At 72.1% G+C, this 21,532-nt stretch carries 24 protein-coding genes and 3 tRNA genes; 11 read left to right on the forward strand and 16 right to left on the reverse strand.

Annotated features, from left to right (window positions below; all coding sequences use genetic code 11):
- The first annotated feature begins 10 nt into the window (after positions 1-10).
- The gene (locus WFH25_RS03555) at positions 11-949 is read left to right on the forward strand and encodes a DNA-3-methyladenine glycosylase family protein (RefSeq protein ID WP_442892399.1); all 939 of its coding nucleotides are present in this window, start codon (positions 11-13) and stop codon (positions 947-949) included.
- A gap of 176 nt (positions 950-1,125) precedes the next feature.
- Here WFH25_RS03555 and WFH25_RS03560 read toward each other — a convergent pair whose 3' ends face one another.
- Both WFH25_RS03560 and WFH25_RS03565 read right to left on the reverse strand, forming a co-directional pair.
- The gene (locus WFH25_RS03560) at positions 1,126-1,464 is read right to left on the reverse strand and encodes a hypothetical protein (RefSeq protein WP_336696837.1); all 339 of its coding nucleotides are present in this window, start codon (positions 1,462-1,464) and stop codon (positions 1,126-1,128) included.
- Between the two features lie 26 nt (positions 1,465-1,490).
- Positions 1,491-2,354 (reverse strand): NAD-dependent epimerase/dehydratase family protein, encoded by an 864-nt coding sequence (locus WFH25_RS03565; protein ID WP_336696838.1) that lies wholly within the window; start codon positions 2,352-2,354, stop codon positions 1,491-1,493.
- A gap of 40 nt (positions 2,355-2,394) precedes the next feature.
- Here WFH25_RS03565 and WFH25_RS03570 point away from each other — a divergent pair, with 40 nt between their 5' ends.
- The 4 genes from WFH25_RS03570 (at position 2,395) to WFH25_RS03585 (ending at position 5,208) form a co-directional block, all read left to right on the forward strand.
- Complete coding sequence (locus WFH25_RS03570) at positions 2,395-3,141, forward strand: YceI family protein (protein WP_336696839.1); 747 nt, start codon at positions 2,395-2,397, stop codon at positions 3,139-3,141.
- Positions 3,141-3,653 carry a sigma-70 family RNA polymerase sigma factor gene (locus WFH25_RS03575; RefSeq protein WP_071294337.1) on the forward strand — a complete coding sequence of 171 codons (513 nt, stop codon included), beginning with the start codon at positions 3,141-3,143 and terminating at the stop codon, positions 3,651-3,653. The genes WFH25_RS03570 and WFH25_RS03575 overlap by 1 nt, the downstream gene beginning before the upstream one ends.
- Positions 3,650-4,348, forward strand: coding sequence for an anti-sigma factor family protein (locus tag WFH25_RS03580; protein ID WP_336696840.1), 699 nt, complete (start codon positions 3,650-3,652; stop codon positions 4,346-4,348). The genes WFH25_RS03575 and WFH25_RS03580 overlap by 4 nt, the downstream gene beginning before the upstream one ends.
- 179 nt (positions 4,349-4,527) lie before the next feature.
- A complete protein-coding gene (locus tag WFH25_RS03585) occupies positions 4,528-5,208 on the forward strand; it encodes a hypothetical protein (RefSeq protein WP_070417182.1) in 681 nt (226 codons plus the stop codon).
- A gap of 56 nt (positions 5,209-5,264) precedes the next feature.
- Here the strand turns inward: WFH25_RS03585 and WFH25_RS03590 are convergent, their stop codons facing one another.
- Entirely contained in the window at positions 5,265-5,741 is a 477-nt protein-coding gene (locus tag WFH25_RS03590) for a MarR family winged helix-turn-helix transcriptional regulator (RefSeq protein WP_070417344.1), read from the reverse strand.
- 117 nt (positions 5,742-5,858) lie between these two features.
- Between WFH25_RS03590 and WFH25_RS03595 the strand changes: the two genes are divergently transcribed.
- Positions 5,859-9,428 carry a bifunctional proline dehydrogenase/L-glutamate gamma-semialdehyde dehydrogenase gene (locus WFH25_RS03595; RefSeq protein WP_336696841.1) on the forward strand — a complete coding sequence of 1,190 codons (3,570 nt, stop codon included), beginning with the start codon at positions 5,859-5,861 and terminating at the stop codon, positions 9,426-9,428.
- Positions 9,421-10,152 (forward strand): tyrosine-protein phosphatase, encoded by a 732-nt coding sequence (locus WFH25_RS03600; protein WP_336696842.1) that lies wholly within the window; start codon positions 9,421-9,423, stop codon positions 10,150-10,152. Before WFH25_RS03595 ends, WFH25_RS03600 begins: the two co-directional genes overlap by 8 nt.
- Before the next feature lie 46 nt (positions 10,153-10,198).
- Here WFH25_RS03600 and WFH25_RS03605 read toward each other — a convergent pair whose 3' ends face one another.
- Genes WFH25_RS03605 through WFH25_RS03620 form a run of 4 tightly spaced genes read right to left on the reverse strand, consistent with a single transcriptional unit; the run spans position 10,199 to position 12,359 of the window.
- On the reverse strand, positions 10,199-10,396 hold the full coding sequence (locus WFH25_RS03605; protein ID WP_070417343.1) for a hypothetical protein: 198 nt from the start codon (positions 10,394-10,396) through the stop codon (positions 10,199-10,201).
- Positions 10,397-10,427: 31 nt separating this feature from the next.
- The gene (locus WFH25_RS03610) at positions 10,428-11,015 is read right to left on the reverse strand and encodes a dihydrofolate reductase family protein (protein WP_336696843.1); all 588 of its coding nucleotides are present in this window, start codon (positions 11,013-11,015) and stop codon (positions 10,428-10,430) included.
- A 10-nt stretch (positions 11,016-11,025) separates the two neighbouring features.
- Complete coding sequence (locus tag WFH25_RS03615; RefSeq protein WP_092388585.1) at positions 11,026-11,364, reverse strand: hypothetical protein; 339 nt, start codon at positions 11,362-11,364, stop codon at positions 11,026-11,028.
- On the reverse strand, positions 11,361-12,359 hold the full coding sequence (locus WFH25_RS03620) for an SDR family oxidoreductase (protein WP_070417341.1): 999 nt from the start codon (positions 12,357-12,359) through the stop codon (positions 11,361-11,363). The genes WFH25_RS03615 and WFH25_RS03620 overlap by 4 nt, the downstream gene beginning before the upstream one ends.
- Before the next feature lie 91 nt (positions 12,360-12,450).
- On the opposite strand from WFH25_RS03620, the gene WFH25_RS03625 reads away from it, so the two are divergent.
- Positions 12,451-13,101 carry a hypothetical protein gene (locus tag WFH25_RS03625; protein WP_336696844.1) on the forward strand — a complete coding sequence of 217 codons (651 nt, stop codon included), beginning with the start codon at positions 12,451-12,453 and terminating at the stop codon, positions 13,099-13,101.
- Here the strand turns inward: WFH25_RS03625 and WFH25_RS03630 are convergent.
- From WFH25_RS03630 to WFH25_RS03645, 4 genes are read right to left on the reverse strand one after another with little or no spacing between them, the layout of a single operon-like run.
- Positions 13,073-13,834 carry a YqjF family protein gene (locus tag WFH25_RS03630; RefSeq protein WP_336696845.1) on the reverse strand — a complete coding sequence of 254 codons (762 nt, stop codon included), beginning with the start codon at positions 13,832-13,834 and terminating at the stop codon, positions 13,073-13,075. The two genes, WFH25_RS03625 and WFH25_RS03630, sit on opposite strands and share 29 nt — an antisense overlap.
- On the reverse strand, positions 13,831-14,664 hold the full coding sequence (locus WFH25_RS03635) for a nitroreductase family protein (protein WP_336696846.1): 834 nt from the start codon (positions 14,662-14,664) through the stop codon (positions 13,831-13,833). The genes WFH25_RS03630 and WFH25_RS03635 overlap by 4 nt, the downstream gene beginning before the upstream one ends.
- Before the next feature lie 3 nt (positions 14,665-14,667).
- Positions 14,668-15,048 carry a hypothetical protein gene (locus WFH25_RS03640; protein ID WP_336696847.1) on the reverse strand — a complete coding sequence of 127 codons (381 nt, stop codon included), beginning with the start codon at positions 15,046-15,048 and terminating at the stop codon, positions 14,668-14,670.
- 10 nt (positions 15,049-15,058) lie between these two features.
- Entirely contained in the window at positions 15,059-15,496 is a 438-nt protein-coding gene (locus WFH25_RS03645) for an Lrp/AsnC family transcriptional regulator (protein WP_070417337.1), read from the reverse strand.
- A 240-nt stretch (positions 15,497-15,736) separates the two neighbouring features.
- Here WFH25_RS03645 and ddaH point away from each other — a divergent pair, with 240 nt between their 5' ends.
- Both ddaH and rocD read left to right on the forward strand, forming a co-directional pair.
- Positions 15,737-16,624 (forward strand): dimethylargininase, encoded by an 888-nt coding sequence (gene ddaH / locus WFH25_RS03650; protein WP_229084553.1) that lies wholly within the window; start codon positions 15,737-15,739, stop codon positions 16,622-16,624.
- Positions 16,621-17,847: an ornithine--oxo-acid transaminase gene (gene rocD / locus WFH25_RS03655; protein ID WP_336696848.1), complete on the forward strand. Its 1,227-nt coding sequence runs from the start codon at positions 16,621-16,623 to the stop codon at positions 17,845-17,847. Before ddaH ends, rocD begins: the two co-directional genes overlap by 4 nt.
- Before the next feature lie 131 nt (positions 17,848-17,978).
- Here rocD and WFH25_RS03660 read toward each other — a convergent pair whose 3' ends face one another.
- Together WFH25_RS03660 and WFH25_RS03665 are read right to left on the reverse strand one after the other, a co-directional pair.
- Positions 17,979-18,971, reverse strand: coding sequence for an SDR family oxidoreductase (locus tag WFH25_RS03660; protein ID WP_336696849.1), 993 nt, complete (start codon positions 18,969-18,971; stop codon positions 17,979-17,981).
- 58 nt (positions 18,972-19,029) lie between these two features.
- Complete coding sequence (locus WFH25_RS03665) at positions 19,030-19,677, reverse strand: hypothetical protein (protein WP_336696850.1); 648 nt, start codon at positions 19,675-19,677, stop codon at positions 19,030-19,032.
- Between the two features lie 190 nt (positions 19,678-19,867).
- On the opposite strand from WFH25_RS03665, the gene WFH25_RS03670 reads away from it, so the two are divergent.
- Entirely contained in the window at positions 19,868-20,878 is a 1,011-nt protein-coding gene (locus tag WFH25_RS03670) for an aldo/keto reductase family protein (RefSeq protein ID WP_071296510.1), read from the forward strand.
- A gap of 155 nt (positions 20,879-21,033) precedes the next feature.
- Here the strand turns inward: WFH25_RS03670 and WFH25_RS03675 are convergent.
- The 3 genes from WFH25_RS03675 to WFH25_RS03685 all read right to left on the reverse strand — a co-directional run bounded on the left by WFH25_RS03675 (position 21,034) and on the right by WFH25_RS03685 (position 21,312).
- A tRNA-Phe gene (locus WFH25_RS03675) sits at positions 21,034-21,106 on the reverse strand.
- Between the two features lies 1 nt (position 21,107).
- Positions 21,108-21,184, reverse strand: a tRNA-Asp gene (locus WFH25_RS03680).
- 55 nt (positions 21,185-21,239) lie between these two features.
- Positions 21,240-21,312: transfer RNA gene (locus WFH25_RS03685), tRNA-Glu, on the reverse strand.
- Between the last annotated feature and the right edge of the window lie 220 nt (positions 21,313-21,532).

The raw sequence follows: 21,532 nt of genomic DNA on the forward strand, positions 1-21,532 counted from the left end.
CGGCGAGGCCGTGTCGCGGGTCGGCGAGGCCGCGTCGCGCGTCGACACCGTCTACCGGCCAGGAGGCGCGGTGGACGTCCGCGCGACGCTCCGGCCCCTGCAGCGCGGCTCCGGCGACCCCGCCTTCCGCGTGGTCGGCTCCGACACGTGGCTCGCGCTCCGCACGCCGGACGGCCCGGCCTCGGTGCTCGTACGCCGTGCCGGTCCCGACGCCATCGCGGTCTCGGCGTGGGGCGACGGTGCCGAGTGGGCGGTGTCGCACGCTCCCGAACTGCTCGGCCGGGGTGACGACTGGTCGGACCTCGACGTGTCCCGGCACCCGTTCCTCGTCGACGCCCGGCACCGGCAACCTGGCCTCCGCCTGCTCCGCACCAACACCGTGATGGCGGCCCTGGTGCCCGCGATCATGGAGCAGAAGGTCACCTCGCGGCAGGCCTGGCGCGCCTGGCGGTACCTGCTGCGGCGGTACGGCACACCGGCGCCCGGACCGGCCCCGGCGGACATGTTCGTCCCGCCGACCGCTGCCGGGTGGGGTGCGATCCCGAGCTGGGAGTGGCACCGCGCCGGCATCGAGCCCGGTCGTTCGGCGACGGTGATGCGGGCGGTCCGGGTGGCTCCGGCGCTCGAACGGACGCTGACGCTCGGCCGCGGCGGGGCCCTCGTGTCCGCGCGGCTGCAGTCGGTCCCCGGCGTCGGGAAGTGGACGGCGGCGGAGACCGCGCAGCGCGCCCACGGCGATCCGGACTCCCCGAGCGTGGGGGACTTCCACGTGCCGGCGCTCGTCGGGTGGGCGTTGACCGGGGGACCGGTGGACGACGACGGGATGCTCGAGCTGCTGGAGCCGTGGCGGGGGCACCGGGAGCGGGTCGTGCGGCTCATCGGCGGATCGGGCTTCCGGAAGCCGTCGTTCGGGCCGCGCCTGACGATCCAGGACCACCGGTACCACTGAGGCGCGGGGCGGCCGCGGCCGGCCGCTGGCGCCTCTGGCGCCTCTGGCGCCGCTGGCGCCGGAGGCGTTCGCACAACCGAAGTGCGCCCGAGCCGTGCATCCGCGTGGCGCAACGTGCCTTTGGTTGTGCGGAGCGCGCCGCGCCGCGCCGCGCCGACGCGCGGCCGCTCCGCGGGTCAGGCCACGGCCGAGAACGGCCCGCCGAACCACAGCGCGATCGGCGCGAGCCCCGACAGCACAGCGCTCGTGACGACCACGGCGGTCGACCCGCGGGTCTCCGCACGCCGATGCGCGACGACACCGAGCACCAGCGCCACGACGACCCCGCCCCACGGGAGGAGCGACAACGCCAGCACGAGGGGCCACAGGAAGAGCGAAGCCCCCGTCCCCGTGACGAGCACCGGCACCCACATGACCGACCAGAGCAACGCCAACGCCGTCCCGGACATGGACAGGATCGCCACGGCGACGACGAGCGTGGGGGTGGCGTGGGGCCGGACGGCGAGTTCGTGCACGTCCGGATCGTACCGAGCGCGGCGGCTCAGGGGTGCCGGGTGCCGACGCCGGCGAGCACGGCGCGGTAGCCCTCGCGGAACGTCGGGTACCGCGGTGCCCAGCCCGTCGAGCGGAGCAGGGCGTTCGACAGGCGCTTGTCACCGGCACCCTGCCGACCGGCAGCGCCGGCGCCGGCCTCGGCCCTCGGCGGTACCGCGACCCCGAGCTCGGCGGCGAGGAACGCGTACACGTCGTCGAGCCGAGCCGGTTCGTCGTCGGTCACGAGGTACGTCGGTGCGGGGTCGTCCAACGTCGCGAGGTGGACGAGGGCCGCAGCTGCGTCGTCCCGGTGGATCCGGTTCGTGTGCGGGGACGACCCGTCGGCCGGAGCCGACCGAGCCCCTCCGCCCCGGACCTGGTCGATGAGGCGCTCCCGCCCGGGACCGTACACACCGGACAGTCGAGCGAGCACCGCCCCCGGGGCTCGCTCGCGGAGCAGGGCCTCGGCCTCCAGCAGGACGTCCGCGGTGGGGGAACCGCCGTCCGCGGGGGTGTCCTCGGTGACCGTGCCGCCGTCGTCGACGTCGTAGACCGCGGTCGAGGACACGACGACCAGACGCGGGCTCGCTCCGGACGCGTCGATGCCGTCCAGGACGTTCCGCAGCCCGTCGACGTACGTCGCGCGGTACTCGTCCACCTCGCGGCTCCCCGCGGCGACGGCCACGACCACCACCGCCGTGCTCGCCGGGATCTCCGGGACCGACCGGCGCAGGTCGACGCTCCGCCCGGTGAGCGGGGCCGGGACCAGCTCGCCCCGCCGCCGGAGTCCGACCACGCGGTGTCCGGCGGCGGCGAAGCGCAGGCCGGTCTCGATCCCGAGGTCGCCGCAGCCGGCGATGACGATGTCCACCGCCCCATCATGCCGAACGCCGGTGAACGATCCGCCGCTCATGCCGAACGCCGGTGAACGATCCGGCCCGCTGTCTCGTCGTCAGGGCATGGGACTCCGCACACGAACCAAGGTCATCATCGGCATCGCCTCCGGCGTCGTGGTCGTCGGCGCGGCCGCAGCCATCGCCGGACCGGTCATCTACGCGAACACCGTCAACGGGCAGGCCGCCGCGGCCCCCTCCGTCAGCGCCGCGCCGTCCGGCGGCTCCGGCACCCTCACCGCCGCCGAGGCCGACGGCAGCTGGACCAGCACCGGCGACTCGTTCGCGGGCTACCGCGTGCACGAGAAGCTCCAGGGGCAGGATGTGAACGTGGTCGGACGCACGAAGGACATCGAGGGCAGCGCCGAGGTCAGCGGCGGCTCCCTCACGAAGGCGGCGGTCACGGTCGAGGTCGCGAAGATCAGCACGCCAGAGTCCGCCCGTGACGCCTACTTCCGCGACACCGCGCTCCAGACGGACCAGCACCCCACGGCGACGTTCACGTTGACGAAGCCCGTCGACGTGTCCGGCGCGCTCGACGGCTCGACGCAGGACGTCACGCTCACCGGCACGATGGACCTGCACGGCGTCGAGCAGCCCGTCACCGCCGACGCCCAGGTCGCCGTCGCGAAGGACGGCACCGTGCAGGTCGCCGGCAGCATCCCGATCACCTTCGAGGACTACGGCGTCGAAGCACCGTCCCTCGGCTTCGTCACGGTGGACCCGAAGGGGTCCGTCGAGTTCTCCCTCGACCTGGCGAAGTGATGGCCACGGGCCGGTCCGCCGACGAGCTGCTCGCGACGCTCTACCGGGAGCACGGCGACGCGCTCACCCGGTACGTCCGGCACCTGACGCGGGACGGCCACACGGTCGAGGACGTCGTGCAGGAGACGATGGTGCGCGCGTGGCAGCGCCCGGCCGTGCTCGAACGCGCCCCGGACAGCGCTCGGGCGTGGCTCTTCACCGTCGCCCGGAACCTCGTCGTCGACGATGCCCGGTCCGCGCGGAACCGCCGTGAGCACGGCACCGAGTCCCCCGTCGACCGGGTCGAGGCGGACCGCACCGACGCCGTCCTCGACCGCATCGTCGTCGCGGACGCCCTCGCCTCCCTCAGCCCCGACCACCGCCGGGTGGTGGTGGACGCCTACTGGCTCGGACACACGGTCCCCGAGATCGCCCGACGACACGACATCCCCGAGGGCACCGCGAAGTCGCGGCTGCACTACGGGCTGCGGGCCCTCCGGCTCGCACTGCAGGAACGAGGAGTGACGCGATGAGCGACGACCGCTACGCCGAGTGGGACGCCGCCTACGTGCTCGGTTCCCTCCCGCCGGACGAGCGGCTCGAGTACGAGCGGCACCTCGAGACGTGCGACCGCTGTGCGGCCGCCGTCGCCGAGCTGGTCGGTCTCCCGGGCCTGCTGTCCAAGCTGCCGGCCGACCAGGCGGTCGAGATCGCAGACCCGGACGGGAGGCGCGACACCGGCTCCGAGAGCACCCTCGCCTCCGTCGCGCACCGCGTTCGACACCGTCGTCGTCGCCGCCGGATCTGGGTCGCGGCCACGGCCGCCGCCGCGGTGGTCGCCGCGGTCCTCGGCGGACTCGCGGTCGGCACCGCACGGGTGGACCCGTCCGTCCAGGCCGGCCCCGTCACGGCGTCGGCCGACCGGTACGCGCTCGTGGGGGAGCGCGGCCTCGACGTCGACCTGTCCGTCAGCGGCGAACCGTGGGGCACCCGCTTCGACTGGGGCTGTTCCTACGGCGGGAAGTCCTGGGCCGCCGACGGGTCCGTGATGTACGACCTCGTGGTCGTGCGCGACGACGGGTCCGTGCAGACCGTGGCGTCGTGGTCGGCCGCGGGCGAGGACGCTCGGGGGCTGTCCGCCTCGACCGACGTGCAGCGCGACGACATCGCCAGCGTGCAGGTACGGCTCCGCGGCGACGACCGGGTGCTCGCGGACGTCGATCTCTGACGGATCCCGATCCGGACCAATCCGGCTGGGCGAGGGTGCCGAATCACTGACATCGACCGGGGAACACCCCGGAAGCGCTCACCAGCCGCACATCGCTGGTTCTCCACCCTGCACCAGGGTGTGTTCGGCGCGCACACAGCAGCCGCGCCGAGCGCGACAACAGCAAAGGACTGATCACCATGCGCAAGAGCCTCAAGACCTCCATCACGCTCGCCACGACGGGTGCGCTCGTGCTGGGTGGTGCCGCGTTCGGCATCACCTCGGCGCAGGCCTCGACCCCGTCGGTGCACACCGTGTCGTCGTCCTCGTCGAAGATCCCCGGCCCCGTCGCGTCGGTGCCCGAGGTCCTCGGTGGCGACACCGCCGTGAAGCTCGACTCCGGCTTCACCGACGCCCTGACCGCGCTGAAGCTGACCCCGGGTGTCTCCGGTGACGCCAAGCTCGCCGACGGGTCCGTGTCGTTCCCGATCACGTCCGGTTCGGTCACGTACTGGTCGCCGGACGGTGACTACCGTCCGTACGTGCAGGGTCTGCTGAACCACGACGACTCGGGTCTGACCCTCACCGCCGGTGAGACGACGGTCACGCTGGAGAACTTCGTCGTGAACCCGGGCTCGTCCAAGCTCTACGGTGACGTGCTGGTCAACGGCAAGGTCGCGGTGAACAACGCGTACCTGTTCTCGCTGCACGGTGGCACGCTCAAGCCGCTGCAGCTCGAGGGTGACAACGCGATCCTGACCGGCACCACGGTGCACGTCTCGGGTGACGCCGCGAAGCTGCTCAACAGCACCTTCAAGACCGACGCCGTGAAGTCCGGCCTCCTCGTCGGCACCGCCACCATCACCGCCAAGATCAAGTAACACCCCCGCACGTCGCACCCCCGTCCCGGCCGTCCCGGGGCGGGGGTGTCGTCGTCTCAGTCGGCGCTGTCCGGATCCGATTCGTCGGGGCCGATCGCGGCGTCGACGCGAGCACTGACGGACCGCAGCGTGTCCGCGTCGGTCCCCACGGGCCTCCAGAACAGGTCCTCGAGCGCACCGGTGTGCGCACGGATGCCGGCGAGCACCGCGCGGCGACCGTCCGGGGTCATCTCCACCCAGCTGCCCCGTCCGTCGGTGGGGCAGTCCGCGCGCTCGACGAGGCCCCGCGCCACCATGCGCGTGACCTGGTGGCTGACGCGTGACTTCTCCCAGCCGATCCCGGCCGCGATGTCGCGGACCCGCAACCGGTGGTCCGGCTCGCGGTGCAGTCCGATGAGGATCTCGAACTCGGGGATCGAGATGCCTGCGCCGTGCTGCACGGCCTGGTCGAGCGCTCGGTCGAGGCGTCGCCAGACGTCGTGGTAGGCGTCCCACGTCGCCCAGTCGTGGCCCTCGGCGCCCTCGTTCGACATGGCGTCAGCGTATCGACCTCCGGACGCTTCGACGGCATGATCATCCGCTCGGATGACTCGCCGGTGGCGCACGGCTCGCTCCGAGGTGCGGTCGGTGGCGCAGCATACGATCGGTGCATGCCGAGCGCCCGACTGCAGGACTGCACCGACGACGCCGTCGCCCTCGTGCGGCGGTGGCTGGCGGAGTCCGCGGGGACGAAGCCCGACGCGGGGGCGGTCCGCCTGGCCGAGGCCCTGCGGGACGACCGGGGGCTGGACTTCACGCGCGGTCTCGTCGACAAGGTGATCCGCCCCGAGGACCCGCGTGTCGTGGCCCGCAACCTCGAGCAGGTCAGCCGCGACGTCCCGGACTTCCTGTCTTGGTCCCTGCGCGGCGCGGTGACGCTCGGCGGCGGGTTCGCGACCATGGCTCCGTGGGCCGTGGTGCCCACGGCGCGGAAGATCCTGCGGCGGATGACCGGGCACCTGGTGGTCGACGCCACCGACGCGAAGCTCGGGCCCGCGCTCGCGAAGGTCGGCGGCCCGGGTGTGGTCGTCGACGTGAACCTGCTCGGCGAAGCCGTGCTCGGCAGCGCGGAGAGCGACCGACGGTTGCAGGCGACGATGGACCTGCTGGCGCGTGACGACGTCGACCACGTGTCGATCGGTGTGCGTTCGGTCGTGCCGCAGATGTCCGCGTGGGCGTTCGACCAGACCGTCGAACGGGTGGTGGACCGGCTCGTCCCCCTGTACCGGCTCGCCGCGTCGTCCCCGACCGCGAAGTCCGTCACGCTCGACGCCGGGGACCACCGCGACCTCGACGTCACGCTCGCTGCGTTCCGGACGCTCCTCGACCGCGACGAGTTCCTCGGGCTGGACGCCGGTGTGGTGCTGCAGGCGTACCTGCCCGACGCCGCCGGCGCACTCGATTCCCTGACCGCCTGGGCGCAGCAGCGGCGTGCCCGTGGCGGTGCGCCGATCACGGTCCGACTCGTCAAGGGCGCCTCGCTCGCGACGGAACGGGTCGACGCGATCCTGCACGGGTGGCCCCTCGCCACGTGGGGGTCGAAGCAGGAGACCGACACCGCCCACCTCCGGCTGCTCGACGCCGCCCTCACGCCGGAGCGCATCGACGCGGTCCGGATCGGGGTCGCGAGCCACAACCTCTTCACCCTCGCGACGGCGTGGACCCTCGCCCAGCGCCGTGGCGTCACCGACGGCGTGCACGTCGCGGTGCTGCTCGGGATGGCGTCCGCGTCCGCCGACGCCGTCCGTGCCGACGTCGGACGGGTGGTCGTCTCCACCCCGGTCATGCACCCCGACCAGTTCGACGCCGCGATCCCGTACCTCGCCCGGCGGCTGCAGGAGAGCGCCAGTCCGGACGGCTTCGTCGCCGCGGCGGGCGACATCGTTCAGGACGAGAGCGTCTTCGAGCGTGAACGCGGCCGGTGGCTCGCGGCGGTCGCGGCCATCGACGCTCCCGGTCCGGTGCCGGCCACGAACCGGACGCAGGACCGCCGTGCCCCGATCGGCGACCCCGTGCACCGCGACGCCTTCACGAACGCACCCGACACCGACCCGTCGACCGCGGCGAACCGCGAGTGGGCGCTCGACGTGCTCCGGCGGGTGCCGCGCTCGCAGCTCGGTGCGCAGACGATCCGCGGGTCGAAGGTCGCCGACCGGTCGAAGCTCGAGCGCATCGTCGCCCGGACGGCGCAGGCCGGGGTGAACTGGGGACGGCAGGACCCGTCCGACCGTGCCGAGCTCCTCGACCTCATCGCGCACGAGCTCGAGACGCGGCGTGCCGACCTCATCGAGGTGTCGGCGGCGGAGACGGGCACGACCTTCAGCGAAGCCGACTCCGACGTGAGCGCCGCGATCGACTCCGCCCACCACGCCGCCGACAGCGCCCGGCGGCTGGCCGTGCTCGACGGCGATGATGCCCGGTACGTGCCGCCGCGCCTCACGGTCGTGGCGCCGACGTGGACGTCGCCCGTCGCGAACCCGGCCGAGGGCGTGTTCGCCGCACTCGCCGCGGGCAGCGGGGTCGTCCTGAAGCCCGCGCCCCAGGCGAAGCGCTCCGGGGCGGTGCTCGCCGACGTGCTCTGGGACGCCGGGGTCCCGCACTCCCTGCTCCAGCTCGTCGACCTCGACGAGGACCAGCTCGGCCGCGACCTCATCGCGCACCCCGCCGTCGACCGGATCGTCCTCACGGGCTCGGCCGACACCGCACGCTCCTTCCGCTGGTGGCGGGCAGGTCTGCCGCTCACCGGCGCGACGAGCGGCAAGAACGCGATCGTCGTCACTCCCAGTGCGGATCTCGACCTCGCCGTGCAGGACATCGTCCGGTCGGCGTTCGGTCGCGCCGGGCAGCAGTGCTCCGCGGCCTCGCTGGTGATCCTCGTGGGGGCGGTCGGCGAGAGCGAGCGCTTCCGCCGACAGCTCGTCGACGCCACCCGCACCCTGCGTGTCGCCTGGCCGGACGACCCGACGGCGCAGGTGGGGCCGCTCATCGCCGAGCCCGAGGGCACGGTGCGCTCCGGGCTGACCGAGCTCGGCCCGGGGGAGTCCTGGCTGGTGCAGCCGGTCCCGCTCGACGACTCCGGCCGGCTGTGGTCGCCGGGGATCCGCGACGGTGTCCGGCCCGGCAGCGACTTCCACCAGACCGAGTACCTCGCCCCGGTCCTCGGGATCATGCGTGCCGACACCCTCGACCAGGCGATCGCGATCCAGAACGGCACCGACCACGGGCTCGCCGCCGGCCTCCACTCCCTCGACACCGACGAGGTCGCGGACTGGATCGCCGGGGTCCGCGCGGGCAACCTGTCCGTCAACCGCGGCACCACGGGCGCGATCGTCCACCGGCAGCCGTTCGGCGGGTGGAAGCGCTCGTCGGTCGGCACCGGGACGAAGCCCGGCGGCTCGATGTCCGTCGCGACGCTCGGCCGGTGGGAGCCCACGCCCCGGACCGTGCACAAGAGCATCCAGCTGCACGGCCTGCCGCCGAGGGTCACCGCCGTGATCGAGGCGGCCCGCAGCGGCCTGTCGTTCGAGGAGTTCGACCAGGTGCGTGCCGGTGCACTGAGCGACGTCCGCGCACGCGAGTCCGAGTTCGGCGTGGCGCACGACCCGGCCGGGCTCGTCGTCGAGCGGAACGTGCTGCGCTGGCGACCGCAGTCCGTCATCGTCCGGCAGGCCGAGGGTGCCTCGTCCGGCGACCTCGTGCGCGTGCTCGCCGCCGCGACCGCCGCCCGGGCCGACCTGCTCGTGAGCACGGCTCGGCCGCTCCCCGGACCGCTCACACAGTTGCTCGCGTCGAGCCGATCGCCGCTGCACGTCGTCGACCACCTGGTCGAGTCGGACGACGAGTTCCTCCGTCGTGCCGCCTCCGGTGACCTGTTCCGGCCGGACTGGTCCTCCGGCGACGAGGTCGAGCAGGACACGCTCGACGCCGTGCTCGCCCAGGGGCAGGACCGCCCGGCGCACACGGCCTTTGGCGGACCCGGCGCCCGGATCCGGCTCGTGGGCGGTGACCCGCTCGCGCTCGAGGAAGCCCTGGGCGCCAGCGTTGACGTCGCCATCCACGACGCCCCCGTGGTCGAGGCCGGGATCATCGAGATGCTCCCGTTCCTGCGCGAACAGACGGTGTCGATCACGGCGCACCGCTTCGGTGACCTCGACCCCGACCTCGCGGAGTTGCATGTCTGACGTCGATCGCACCCTGCACGCCGAGGGGCTGTTCAACGCCCGCGACCTGGGCGGGCTCCCGCTGCGGGACGGCGGGACGACCCCGTCCGGGCACGTGTTCCGGTCCGAGAACGTCGACCGCGTGAGCCCCGCCGGCTGGCAGGCGCTGCGCGACGCGGGGGTCCGCACGGTCGTCGACCTGCGCGCGCCGTGGGAGACCGAGAAGGACACCGGTACCCGGCCGGACTGGGTGACGACCGTCGTGATCGACCACGACGGACTCGACGCGGCTCCCGCGTTCTGGCAGGCGTACTGGGAGACCGGGCTCGTCGGTACACCGCTGTACTACGGCCCGCACCTCGCCGAGCTGCCGGAGCGCACCGGCTCCGTCCTGCGTGCGATCGCCCGAGCCGAACCGGGCGGTGTCCTCTTCCACTGCGCGGGCGGACGCGACCGCACCGGGATCATCGCGCTCGTCCTGCTGTCCCTCGTCGGCGTCGAACCCGAGGCGATCGTCGCCGACCACCTCGTCACGGTCGACAACGCCCCGGCTCTGCTCGCCTCGATCGGCGTCCCCGCGAACGAGGCGAAGATCGAGGCGCTGTGCGCCGAGCACGGCACCACGGTCGAGGGGGCGTTCCGCGCGGCCCTCGCCGCGTTCGACGTGGACCGGTTCGTCGAGCGTGCCGGTCTCGACGCGGACGACCTGGAGGCGCTGCGCACCTTCCGCGCGGACGTCGCCTGACCGAGGGGGACCGTCCGCGGACGCGCGCGGTGGCGTCCGGCGGGGCTCAGTCCTCGGTGTCGCCGGCTTCCTCGTCCACGACGCCGGTCTCGTCCATCCGGTCACGGAGGTGGTCGGCCATCGCTCCGGCGCCCTCGCCAGCGTGGTCGTGGTCGACCTGCTCGATGAGGCCGTGCAGCTTCTCGTGGTTCGTCGCCTCGGTGGCGCCGTCCATGACGGGCTCGGTCTGTTCGTTGTCGCTCATGGCACGGACGCTACGCCGCTGCTGGTGGGCGTCAGGCGTCGGTGCGCGCATCCTGGCCGACGGAGTGCGGGTCCGTGTCACCGGCCGCCGGTGTCGACCGGTAGTGCAGTTCGACCGCGCCGCCCACGAACGGCGTCGTGCCGACCAGTTCGAACACCGGCGTGGGCGCGGCCACCGGCAGCAGGGGCGCACCGGCGCCGAGCGCGATCGGCATCACGGTGACCCGGAGCTCGTCGAGCAGCCCGGCCTGCTGGTACTGCGCCGCGAGCAGGCCGCCGCCGACGACCCACACGTCGCGTTCGCCCGCCGCCCGCTCGAGGACCGACTGGTGGTCCGCGACCGATCCCGAGACGAAGTGCACCTCGGCACCGTCCGGCACGGGCAGCTCGCGCGTGGTGAACACCCAGGTCGGCAGGTCCGGGTACGCCCAGGTGTCGTCGTGGGCGAGCAGCCACTCGTACGTGGTCGACCCCATCACGAGGGCGCCGACGCCCGCGAAGAAGCGGTCGTGGTGTTCCTGGAACGGCTCGAAGCCGAACTGCAGCAGCCAGTCGAGGTCGTCGCCGGGCGCGGCGACGAACCCGTCCAGCGAGGACGCGACGGAGTAGGTCGTGCTCATGCCCGGGACGCTACCGAGCACCTCCGACAGCACGACGTCCGCTGCCGACGGCCGCGCACTCGGCGATCACCAGCACGAGGGAGATCCCGAGCTGTCCGAGGGCGAACCGGCGCCGCCGACGGTCAGCGACGGCCAGCGGCACCATGGTCAGGCCGTGGAGGGTGTCCACGACCGCGCTGAGCGTGTGTGCGTCGGGCGTCCCGGCGCGGCCGACCAGCCCCGCCTGTGCGAGCTGCCGCGCCGCGAGCACGACGTCCAGCACCGGCTGCCCACCACCCCGTGCGGCCCGGACCGCGTGCCCGATCCCCACGGCGGCCCGGAAGGCCTCGACACCGGAGCCCGACGTCATCGTCGTCGTCCCGCCGCCAGCGCCACGGCTCCCGCCGCACCGGCCAGCACCGCGCCGACGATCCCGTTCCCGAGCCGGCGGTGTTCCACCCACCAGGTCTGCGGCGACCAGGCGTGCGCGGTGTCGTCGAACACCCCGTGCGCCCCGTGGTCCCCTGGAACCGGTTCGTAGAGGTTGACGCCGATCGCCGACCCGTCCTTCTCGGGGTCCTGCTGCCCGGACACCAGCGTCTTCGCGGCGTACCAGTCCGCGAACCGCCCGCTGATCCGGTTGCCGAGGATCGTGTAGACCGTCGACTCCCCGACCCAGGTGCGGCGACGGGGCCGCTCGGCGACGGCGGCGATCGCTCGTGCGCCGACCTCCGGCTGGTAGATCGGTGCGACCGGCTGGGGCTGGTGCGGCAGCTTCGACTTCACCCACTGGAACTGGATGGTGTTGAGCGCGGGCATGTCGACGCGGGAGACCTGCACCTTGCTGCCCTGCTCGAGGAGCTCGGAGACGACCGACTCGGTGAACCCGACGATCGCGTGCTTCGCCCCGCAGTACGCGGCCTGCAGCGGGATGCCCCGGAAGCCGAGGGCCGAACCGACCTGGACGACCTGCCCGCGGTCGCGGGGGACCATCCGGGACAGCGCTGCCCGGGTGCCGTTCACGAAGCCGAGGTAGGTCACGTGCAGTGCGCGCTCGAAGTCCTCGGGTGCGGTGTCCATGAACCGCCCGAACACGCCGACCATCACGCCGTTGACCCAGAGGTCGATCGGCCCGAGCTCCTGTTCGACGCGGTCCGCGGCTGCCTCGACGGCCTCCCGGTCGGACACGTCCGCGACCAGCGCCAGCCCTCGTCGTCCGGCCGCCTCGACCTCGGCGACCGCGGCCTCGACCCCGTCCCGCCCCCGCGCGAGCACGGCGACGTCCCACCCCCGCGCGGCGAGCTCCCGCACCGTCGCCCGTCCCAGTCCTGCGGAACCACCGGTCACCACTGCCACTCGAGTCATGGCTCCCTTGTACCTGCGGTCGACCGTGCACCACTCAGCCGCTGTCCCCCGGACCGATGCAGGCGGGGTCGGCCACGAGCATGATGGGTTCGTGGAGACCCGGAACGAGGACACCGCCGAGGAAACGCCTCCACCCGGCTGGGTCCTCAGCACCCCGACGCGACACCACGAGGTCTGGACGCTCCCGGTCCTCGTGATGCTCCTGGCGGTGCTGCTCGTCCTGGCCGCCGCCCGCTTCGGGGAGCCACTCGGCGCGGTCGTCTGCGCGGGGAGCGGGACCGTCGTCGCCGCTGGGGCGATCGCCCTGGCCGCCGCCGGGAGATCGGCCTACGCCGAGCAGACCATGACGGCTTCCTGGCGGTTGCACGTCGTCCGGATGACGGTCGGTGTGACGACGGCAACGATCCTCGCGATCGGCAGCCTCGTCGTCGGTCTCCCGTTCGGCGTGCTCTTCGGTGCGGTGGGCTGGATCCCGATGACGTTCCGCTTCGCCCGGTCGGTGCCCCGTGTCGACCGACTGCTCGTGGCGTGGGCGTCGGTGTTCGTCGCCGTGGCGTGCACGGGCCTGTCCGTCGTGGGGTTCACGGCCCCTGCCGTGCCGGATCGTCTCGCGGCGGTCTGGATCGGCCCGGGATCGCTCTTCGCGGCGCTTGCCGTGGTGATGGCCGTCGTGCAGTTCGCCGTCGCCGAGCGGACCGCGGGGGCACCGCCGCTCAGCGCCCCAGACCGAACCGCGTCGTGACCCCCGGCGAGTAGAGCACCGAGTCCGGTTCGAGCGAGGCCAGGCCGAACGGGAGTCCGGCCGCACCGATCAGGTCGTCCCGGAGCGACACGACCGAGGCCCGGTGGAGCGGCCACGGCTCGTGCTCGTTCGGCCAGAACCGGGTCCGGCCGGCTCGGTGCACGTGCATGCCCCACCGCGCGGTCAGGAAGGTCTCGAGGGCCGTCGGCTCGGTCACCTCCGCACCGACCCGCACTTCGACGAGGGACCGCAGGTGCGTCCCGTGTCGTCGCATGGCGTAGCCGACGCGGCCGTCGCCGTTCCGCGTCTCGGCATCGGCCCACCAGTACGGCAGACCGGTCGCGACGCGCGCGCCGATCGTCGGCAGGAGCTTGCCGGCGTCGAGCGACAGGAACACCACCCCGTGCCGCCCTTCGTCGTCGATCGTGTAGACGCGGACGTTCACCTCGACGAAGTCCCCGACCCTCCCCGTCGAGATCGGCGGGAACCGGGTGTCCTCGAACCGGAACGCGATGAGGCCGACCCACGTGGTCGCCCCGTCGTCGGTGCCGTCCGCAGTGAGGGTGTCCGGCCGGGTGCCGGCGGGGAGCAGCGGCGCCACCGCCGAGACGTCGACGCGCCAGTGCACGAAGACGACGTCGAGCCAGTCCTGCGAGATCCAGGGGCGTCCGGTCAGTCCGGGAGCGACGGCCTGGAGGCGCGGCTCGCCCCCGGCGGGCACGGCCGCGGTCACGAGGTGGTCGCCTCAGGGGCGATGTGCCCCGCCACGGGCGCGTCGTCCCACCCCTGCTGCGGGGTGTCGCAGGTCCCGCGGAAGACGTACTGCGACGGCCGCTTCCGCTCGCTCGACGTCCAGTCGATCGCGGGACGCCGGCGCTCGGGCGGCAGGTAGCCGATCCGGTAGACGGCCATCAGCTCGAGCGACTCGGGGACGTGGAGCAGTCCCTCGATCTGCTCCCACGCCCCGGGCGTCTCCATCGGGAAGGACACGAACTGGATGCCGAGGCCGAGCTCGGTGGTGGCGAGCCAGATGTTCTCCATCGCCGCACCCATGCTGAACACCGAGTAGAAGCCCGAGAGCTCCTCCTTCCGGTACTCGTGCCGGTCGAGCAGCACGCCGAGCAGCAGCGGCGACCCGGCGACGAGCCTCCGGTTCTCCTCACCGAGGGTGTGCGGCACCCGCAGTGTGTTCATGAGCAGCTGCCCGCGCTTCGTGAACACCTGCTTCGTGAAGGGCTTGAGCGGTCCGGGGAGCTTGTCGAACAGCATGCCGTCGCGCCGCTCGTCCATCTCGGCCTGGGAGAACCGGAAGTACGGCTTGTACCGCTCGAAGAACGTCCCCTCGGCCATGGTCCGGGTCATCGACGAGCCGCTGATCTCGGCGACGCGGTCGATCGTGTCGCGCTCCTCGACGAGGACGAACCGCCACGGCTGGCTGTTGAGCTGCGACGGTGCCCGGCCGGCCAGCTCCATGAGCAGCCGCTGGTGCTCGGGCGACACGGGGTCGGGGAGGAACGGTCCGTTGGTGGTCCGCCGGCGTCTGATGGCCTCGAAGAGCTCCACTGCTCACCTCTCTGCTCGGCGGCCCGCGAGCAACGCCCCCAGGTAGGACGGCGCCGCGGCGACCGCGACTTGCCAGTGTGCTCCGGAGCGCGGGTTCGTGCGTGGTGCGACCGCGAGCGGCACGAGCGCCGGGAGCAGGAAGAGCGCCGATCGGCCTCGCGTCCAGACCGGGGTGGTCGCCGCGACACCGGTCAGCGTGGCGGTCACGACGAACAGGCCGTGGTGGACGACGCGGAGCTTCCTCGTCCGGATGAGCCGCACGGCGACGGCGGTGCCCCAGGCGCAGTTCGCGACGTAGGCGACGCTCGCAGCGGTGACCAGCCGGCGGGCCGTGCGCGAACCCGTGGGAGGCGATCCGTGCCTCCTGGCCGCCTTCAGTCCCATGTGCGGGACGTTACGCGGTCTCGCGACTGACCAGCTTGGAGAGCACGATCGCGGACCGCGTGTGGTCCACCTGGGGTGCGAGGCGGACCTTGTCGAGGGCTTCCTCGAGCGCGGAGAGGTCCTTCGATCGCATGTGCACGACGGCGTCGGCGCTGCCCGTGACGGTGCCGGCATCGATGACCTCCGGCACGCTGTCGAGCAGGGTGCGGAGCTCGTCGGGGGAGACCGTGCCGCGGCAGTAGAGCTCTACCCAGGCCTCGGTGCCGCGGTCCTCGACGGCGGGGTCGACCTTGATCGTGAAGCCCTGGATCACGCCGTCGCCCACCAGCCGGTCGACGCGACGTTTCACGGCGGAGGCCGAGAGTCCGACCACCGACCCGATGTCGCCGTAGCCGGCGCGGGCGTTCTCCCGGAGTTGATCCAGGATGCGGTGGTCGAGCGAATCCATTGCACCCATGGTACGCGGACTTCTTGCACGCCCGGTGGGTTCGGCGCACGAAACGTGCGTCACCCGAACGGGTGCCACTGACCCGCAGTGTGGGGGACTGCACGTGCTGGTTGGTGTGTGCGAGGATCGACGCGGCGTCGACCTGGTCCGCTGCGGTGAGTGAGCCTGCATCTCACCGGAGCTCTTCTTCAGTGGTGGTTCCTGGCAGGCTCGGGCCCCGGTCCCTTCTCAGGAGGACTGATGTCGAACACCGCACCCTCGACCACCGATGCACCGGCCCGTACCGCCACCAAGCGGACGATCCTGATGTGCAAGCCGACGCACTACACGGTCAGCTACCGGATCAACCCGTGGATGCACCCCGAGGACCCGACCGACACGTCGAAGGCCGTCGAGCAGTGGCAGTCCCTCGTGGACGTCTACGAGCAGCTCGGCTTCGACATCTCGTACATCGAGCCGATCGAGGGCCTGCCGGACATGGTCTACGCGGCCAACGGTGGGTTCGTGCTCGACGGCGTCGCGTACGGCGCGAAGTTCCAGTACCCCGAGCGTCAGCCCGAGGGTCCGGCGTACATGGACTGGTTCCGCAGCGCGGGCCTGACCGTCGCCGAGCCCGAGGAGACGAACGAGGGCGAGGGCGACTTCCTGCTCATCGGGAACACCATCTTCGCCGGCACGGGCTTCCGCTCGGACAGCACCTCCCACGAGGAGCTCGCGCGGATCTCCGGCCGCGAGGTCGTCACCCTGAAGCTCATCAACCCGAACTTCTACCACCTCGACACGGCGATCGCGGTCCTCGACCCGGAGCCCGCCGCGGACGGCACGTCGAACATCGCCTACCTCGAGAGCGCCTTCGACGAGCCGTCGCTGGCGATCCTGCGCGAGCGCTTCCCGGACGCGATCATCGCCACCGAGGAGGACGCTGCGATCCTCGGCCTGAACTCCTACTCCGACGGGTACAACGTCGTGATCGCCGCCCGGGCTGTCCGGTTCGCCGAGCAGCTCCGCGAGAAGGGCTACAACCCGATCGGCGTCGACCTGTCCGAGCTGCTGCTCGGCGGCGGCGGCGTGAAGTGCTGCACGCTCGACCTGCACCCCGTCGGCACCGGCACCTCGGTCGCGCGATGACGGCCTCGTCGCTCGGTTCGCGGACCGCTGCGGCGCTCGCCGTCGAGGAACGCTCCCTCGCCCACAACTACAGCCCGCTGCCCGTCGTCATCGCATCGGGCGAAGGCGCGTGGGTCACGGACGTCGACGGCAAGCGCTACCTGGACGGCCTCGCCGCCTACTCCGCCGTGAACTTCGGCCACGGCAACCCGCGGCTGCTCGACGCCGCGCGGGCGCAGCTCGACCGGGTCACGCTGACCTCGCGCGCGTTCGTGAACGACCAGCTCGGGCCGTTCGCCTCGGCGCTCGCCGCGTTGACCGAGACCGACATGGTCCTGCCGATGAACACCGGTGCCGAGGCGGTGGAGTCCGCGATCAAGGTCTCCCGTGCGTGGGGCTACCGCGTCAAGGGCGTCCCCGCCGAGCGCGCCACGATCATCGTCGCCTCGGGGAACTTCCACGGTCGCACGACGACGATCATCTCGTTCTCGGACGACCCGTCGGCGCACGACGACTTCGGGCCGTTCACGCCCGGTTTCCGCACCGTGCCGTACGGCGATGCCGCTGCCCTGCGCGAGGCGATGGACGAGACCGTCGTCGCCGTGCTGCTCGAGCCGATCCAGGGCGAGGGCGGGGTCGTCATCCCGCCTCCGTCCTACCTGCCCGACGTCCGGGCGATCTGCGACGAGTTCGGCGCACTCCTCGTCGCCGACGAGATCCAGTCCGGGCTCGGTCGCACCGGCCACACCCTCGCCGTGCAGCGCGTCGGGGTCCGCCCGGACCTCATCACGCTCGGCAAGGCGCTCGGCGGCGGGATCGTCCCCGTGTCCGCCGTGGTCGGTCGGCGTGACGTGCTGGGCGTCCTGCGTCCGGGCGAGCACGGGTCGACCTTCGGCGGGAACCCGCTCGCGGCCGCCGTCGGCTCCGAGGTCGTGGCGATGCTCGGCGAGGGCACGTTCCAGCAGCGGGCGCTCGAGGGCGAACCGTTGCTGCGCGGGCTGCTCGACGACCTGGTCGGCTCCGGGGTCGTCTCGCACCGGGTCGCCGGGCTCTGGGCGGGGATCGACATCGACCCCGCGCTCGGCACGGGCAAGCAGATCGCTCAGGACCTCGCCGACCGTGGGGTGCTCGTGAAGGACACGCACGGGTCGACGATCCGCTTCGCGCCGCCGCTCGTCGTGACCGACGACGAGGTGCGCCTGGCGATCGGCGCCCTCGCCGAGGTGTTGCGCGCGCGAGCCTGAGCTCCGCGCTCGCTTCTGAACTCCGCGCTCGCTTCGTGAGCAGAAATGGTCGGGTGCCCTCGGGCGACCCGACCATTTCTGCTCACGAAGCACGGCGGCGCCGGGCGCAGCGCGCCGCGGCGCCCCGCGGCTCACACCGCCCAGCGCGCCGCCAGCTCGTCCATCAGGGCGTCGAGCCGCTCGTCGACGACCTGCGCGTCGGGGTTCGCCTCGTACCAGGCGATGACCTCGCGCACGCCCTGCCGGTAGGGCGTGCGCGGCCGGTACCACGGCACGAGCGACCGCACCTTGCTGTTGTCGAAGACCGAGCTGTTCGCCTTGTCGCCGAGGAGCGCCGCACCCCACTCCGGGTCCACGGCGTTGATCGCATCCGCCGGCACGTGCACGATCCGCAGGTCTTCGACGCCTGCTGCCGCTGCGATCTCGTGCGCGATCTGGTTCCAGGTCGGCGCCTCGTCGCTCGTGATCGTGAAGGCCTCACCGATCGCCTCGGCCCGGTCGAGCAGCCCCGTGAACCCGACCGCGAAGTCCCGGCTGTGGGTGATCGTCCACAGCGAGCTGCCGTCGCCCGTGATGATGATCGGCTTGCCGGCCCGCATCCGCGCGACCGCGGTCCAGCCGCCCGTCAGTGGGAGCTTCGTCTCGTCGTAGGTGTGCGACGGCCGGACGATCGTCACCGGGAAGTCCTGCTCCCGGTACGCCGCCATCAGCAGCTCCTCGCACGCGATCTTGTCCCGCGAGTACTGCCAGTACGGGTTCTTCAGGGGCGTCGACTCCGTGATCGGCAGGTGCGTCGCCGGGGTCTGGTACGCCGAGGCCGAACTGATGAACACGTACTGCCTCGTCCGCTCGGCGAAGAAGTCGACGTCGGCCTGCACCTGGTCCGGCGTGAAGGCGATCCAGTTCACGACGACGTCCCAGTGGCGGTCGCCGACCACCTCTGCCAGGGCGCTCCGGTCCGAGACGTCGGCCTGGAGGCGCGTCACACCCTCCGGGATCGGCCTGCCCCCGGTGGTCCCCCGGTTGAGCACGGTGACGTCGAACCCCTGCTCGACGGCTTCGCGGACACAGGAGGCACTGATCACCCCGCTGCCGCCGATGAACAGCACGCTGGCTCCCGACATGGACGCTCCTTCGCTCCCGGCGGTGCACCACTGCACCGCAACCCTTCCGATCCTGCACCTACCCGTCGGGACGGGCGCGGAGCACGGCTCGGAGCGAGGTGGTGTCCGCCGCCCACGCCGCCGCGTGCGGGCTGATCCAGCCGAGCAGCTCGAGCGCGTAGTCGTGGTCCCGCTGCAGGTCACGTGCGTGGATGGGTTCGTGGTGCGCCGCCCGGTTCCGCACGAAGTGCAGTTGCTGCAGGCGCCGCGTCACCTCGCTCCGCCGCATGCGAAGGTTGTCCGGCCCGCGCGGGAAGGCCCTGTGCAGATCCGGCACCCAGAGCGAGGTGTGGTACCGCGATTCGACGAGGTACCGCCAGAACCCGAAGGTGAGCTCGGCGATGACCCGGCCGTGGACTTCGTCGAGACGTCCGTTCCGACTCGCACGTGCTCGAGCCTTCGCGAGGTCTGCACTGCCGCGGCCGTCGAGCGGAGCGACGTCGAACCACGGGCTCCCGGTGCGACCCGCCGCCCAGTCGCTGAGTTCTCGGTCGAGTGCGTTGCGCGCGACCACTTCGACGACGCCGGTGAGTTCCATGACCGACGCCGCGGCGCGCATGTTCCACTCGTACAGCCGCAACGCGCCGGTCGAGGACCCCGTCCGCTCGGTGTACGAACGGAGCCGATCGGGCGTGATCAAGCGCTCGAGCTCGTCTTCCTGCATCACACCCCTGTCTGCTACCGTTGTCCACGAAGACCCCGGAACGATCCCTGGCCCAGGCCACATCGCCGGGGTTTCGTCTTTCCCCGTCGCTCCTGAAACATCAGCGTACAGTCACCGGCTCGCACGGAGGTCCCGAGGACTACCGTCGCCGACGGAGCCGCACCGACGCGGCCACGACAGGAGTGACACGCACATGGAGTACCGCTACCTCGGCAACTCGGGCCTCAAGGTCTCCGAGATCACCTACGGCAACTGGCTCACCCACGCCTCCCAGGTCGAGAACGACGCGGCGATCGCCTGCGTCCGGGCAGCGCTCGACGTCGGCATCTCGACGTTCGACACCGCCGACGTCTACGCCAACACCGGTGCCGAGACCGTCCTCGGCGAGGCACTGAAGGGGGAGCGACGCCAGTCCCTCGAGATCGCCACGAAGGTGTTCGGGCCGACCGGACCCAAGGGGCACAACGACACCGGCCTGAGCCGCAAGCACATCCTCGAGTCGATCAACGGTTCGCTCGAGCGGCTGCAGACCGACTACGTCGACCTCTACCAGGCACACCGGTTCGACTACGAGACGCCGCTCGAAGAGACGATGATGGCGTTCGCCGACGTCGTCCGGCAGGGCAAGGCGCTCTACATCGGCGTGAGCGAGTGGACGGCGGAGCAGCTCCGCGCGGGACACGAGATCGCCGACGACCTCGGCGTCCAGCTCATCTCGAACCAGCCGCAGTACTCGGCGCTCTGGCGGGTCATCGAGGGCGAGGTCGTCCCGACGTCCGAGGAGCTCGGCATCTCGCAGATCGTCTGGTCCCCGATCGCGCAGGGTGTGCTGACGGGGAAGTACCAGCCCGGTCAGCCGCTCCCCGAGGGCTCCCGCGCCACCGACGACAAGGGCGGCGCGAAGATGATCGAGCGGTTCATGCGCGACGAGGTGCTGTCCGCCGTGCAGGAGCTCAAGCCGATCGCCGACGAGCTGGACCTGTCGATGGCGCAGCTCGCAGTCGCCTGGGTGCTGCAGAACCAGAACGTGGCGTCCGCGATCATCGGCGCCTCGCGTCCGGAGCAGGTGCACGACAACGCCGGCGCTGCCGGGGTGACGATCCCCGCGGAGCTGCTGTCCCGCATCGACGATGCCCTCGGCTCGGTGGTCGAACGCGACCCGGCGAAGACCGAGGAGAGCAGCCCGAAGACGCGCGAGGCGTAGGTGACCGTCCCAGGAGGGGGGGGGGGGGGGGGGGGGGGGCCCCCCCCCCCCGGGGGGGGGGGGGGGGCCCCCCCCCCCCCCCCCCGCCTCCTGGACGTGGTCGCGCTCCGACCAACGCAAAAAGGCCCCCTACCGGAGTAGGGGGCCTTTCACCGTGGCTGGACACGGCATCGATCCGTGGACCTTTCGATTTTCAGTCGAACGCTCTACCAACTGAGCTATCCAGCCGTGGCGACCCTGACGGGACTTGAACCCGCGACCTCCGCCGTGACAGGGCGGCACGCTAACCAACTGCGCTACAGGGCCATGTTGTGTTGTGTTGTTCGGTAGTGCTCTGCTTGCTTGCTCACTCTGCGAGGAGTGACCCCAACGGGATTCGAACCCGTGCTGCCGCCGTGAAAGGGCGGTGTCCTAGGCCACTAAACGATAGGGCCGCAAGCGGTGCTTCGCGCTACCGATGGACAAGCATACGGATGCCTCCCGGGATTCACAAATCGAGCCGCTCCACCGCGGAATCCCCGGCGTGTCGCGGTATCGCTGACCGGGCGCAGGGCTTCACTCACCCTGGGGCACCAGGCCCCGATTCGTGCTGTCGATGTTCCGATGCGACCATCGTCGTCGGTCCCGTGCCCCTCGTGCGAGGGGGTGTGCGGG

The sequence above is a fragment of the Curtobacterium sp. USHLN213 genome (assembly GCF_037144815.1).
In the GTDB taxonomy this organism is placed as follows: domain Bacteria; phylum Actinomycetota; class Actinomycetes; order Actinomycetales; family Microbacteriaceae; genus Curtobacterium.

Coding starts and splice junctions, on each gene's coding strand:
- WFH25_RS03570 (WP_336696839.1), top strand. CDS start 2,395: ATGCCGAACGCCGGTGAACGATCCGGCCCGCTGTCTCGTCGTCAGGGC.
- WFH25_RS03575 (WP_071294337.1), top strand. CDS start 3,141: ATGGCCACGGGCCGGTCCGCCGACGAGCTGCTCGCGACGCTCTACCGG.
- WFH25_RS03580 (WP_336696840.1), top strand. CDS start 3,650: ATGAGCGACGACCGCTACGCCGAGTGGGACGCCGCCTACGTGCTCGGT.
- WFH25_RS03585 (WP_070417182.1), top strand. CDS start 4,528: ATGCGCAAGAGCCTCAAGACCTCCATCACGCTCGCCACGACGGGTGCG.
- WFH25_RS03590 (WP_070417344.1), bottom strand. CDS start 5,741: ATGTCGAACGAGGGCGCCGAGGGCCACGACTGGGCGACGTGGGACGCC.
- WFH25_RS03595 (WP_336696841.1), top strand. CDS start 5,859: ATGCCGAGCGCCCGACTGCAGGACTGCACCGACGACGCCGTCGCCCTC.
- WFH25_RS03600 (WP_336696842.1), top strand. CDS start 9,421: ATGTCTGACGTCGATCGCACCCTGCACGCCGAGGGGCTGTTCAACGCC.
- WFH25_RS03605 (WP_070417343.1), bottom strand. CDS start 10,396: ATGAGCGACAACGAACAGACCGAGCCCGTCATGGACGGCGCCACCGAG.
- WFH25_RS03610 (WP_336696843.1), bottom strand. CDS start 11,015: ATGAGCACGACCTACTCCGTCGCGTCCTCGCTGGACGGGTTCGTCGCC.
- WFH25_RS03615 (WP_092388585.1), bottom strand. CDS start 11,364: ATGACGTCGGGCTCCGGTGTCGAGGCCTTCCGGGCCGCCGTGGGGATC.
- WFH25_RS03620 (WP_070417341.1), bottom strand. CDS start 12,359: ATGACTCGAGTGGCAGTGGTGACCGGTGGTTCCGCAGGACTGGGACGG.
- WFH25_RS03640 (WP_336696847.1), bottom strand. CDS start 15,048: ATGGGACTGAAGGCGGCCAGGAGGCACGGATCGCCTCCCACGGGTTCG.
- WFH25_RS03645 (WP_070417337.1), bottom strand. CDS start 15,496: ATGGATTCGCTCGACCACCGCATCCTGGATCAACTCCGGGAGAACGCC.
- ddaH (WP_229084553.1), top strand. CDS start 15,737: ATGTCGAACACCGCACCCTCGACCACCGATGCACCGGCCCGTACCGCC.
- rocD (WP_336696848.1), top strand. CDS start 16,621: ATGACGGCCTCGTCGCTCGGTTCGCGGACCGCTGCGGCGCTCGCCGTC.
- WFH25_RS03660 (WP_336696849.1), bottom strand. CDS start 18,971: ATGTCGGGAGCCAGCGTGCTGTTCATCGGCGGCAGCGGGGTGATCAGT.
- WFH25_RS03670 (WP_071296510.1), top strand. CDS start 19,868: ATGGAGTACCGCTACCTCGGCAACTCGGGCCTCAAGGTCTCCGAGATC.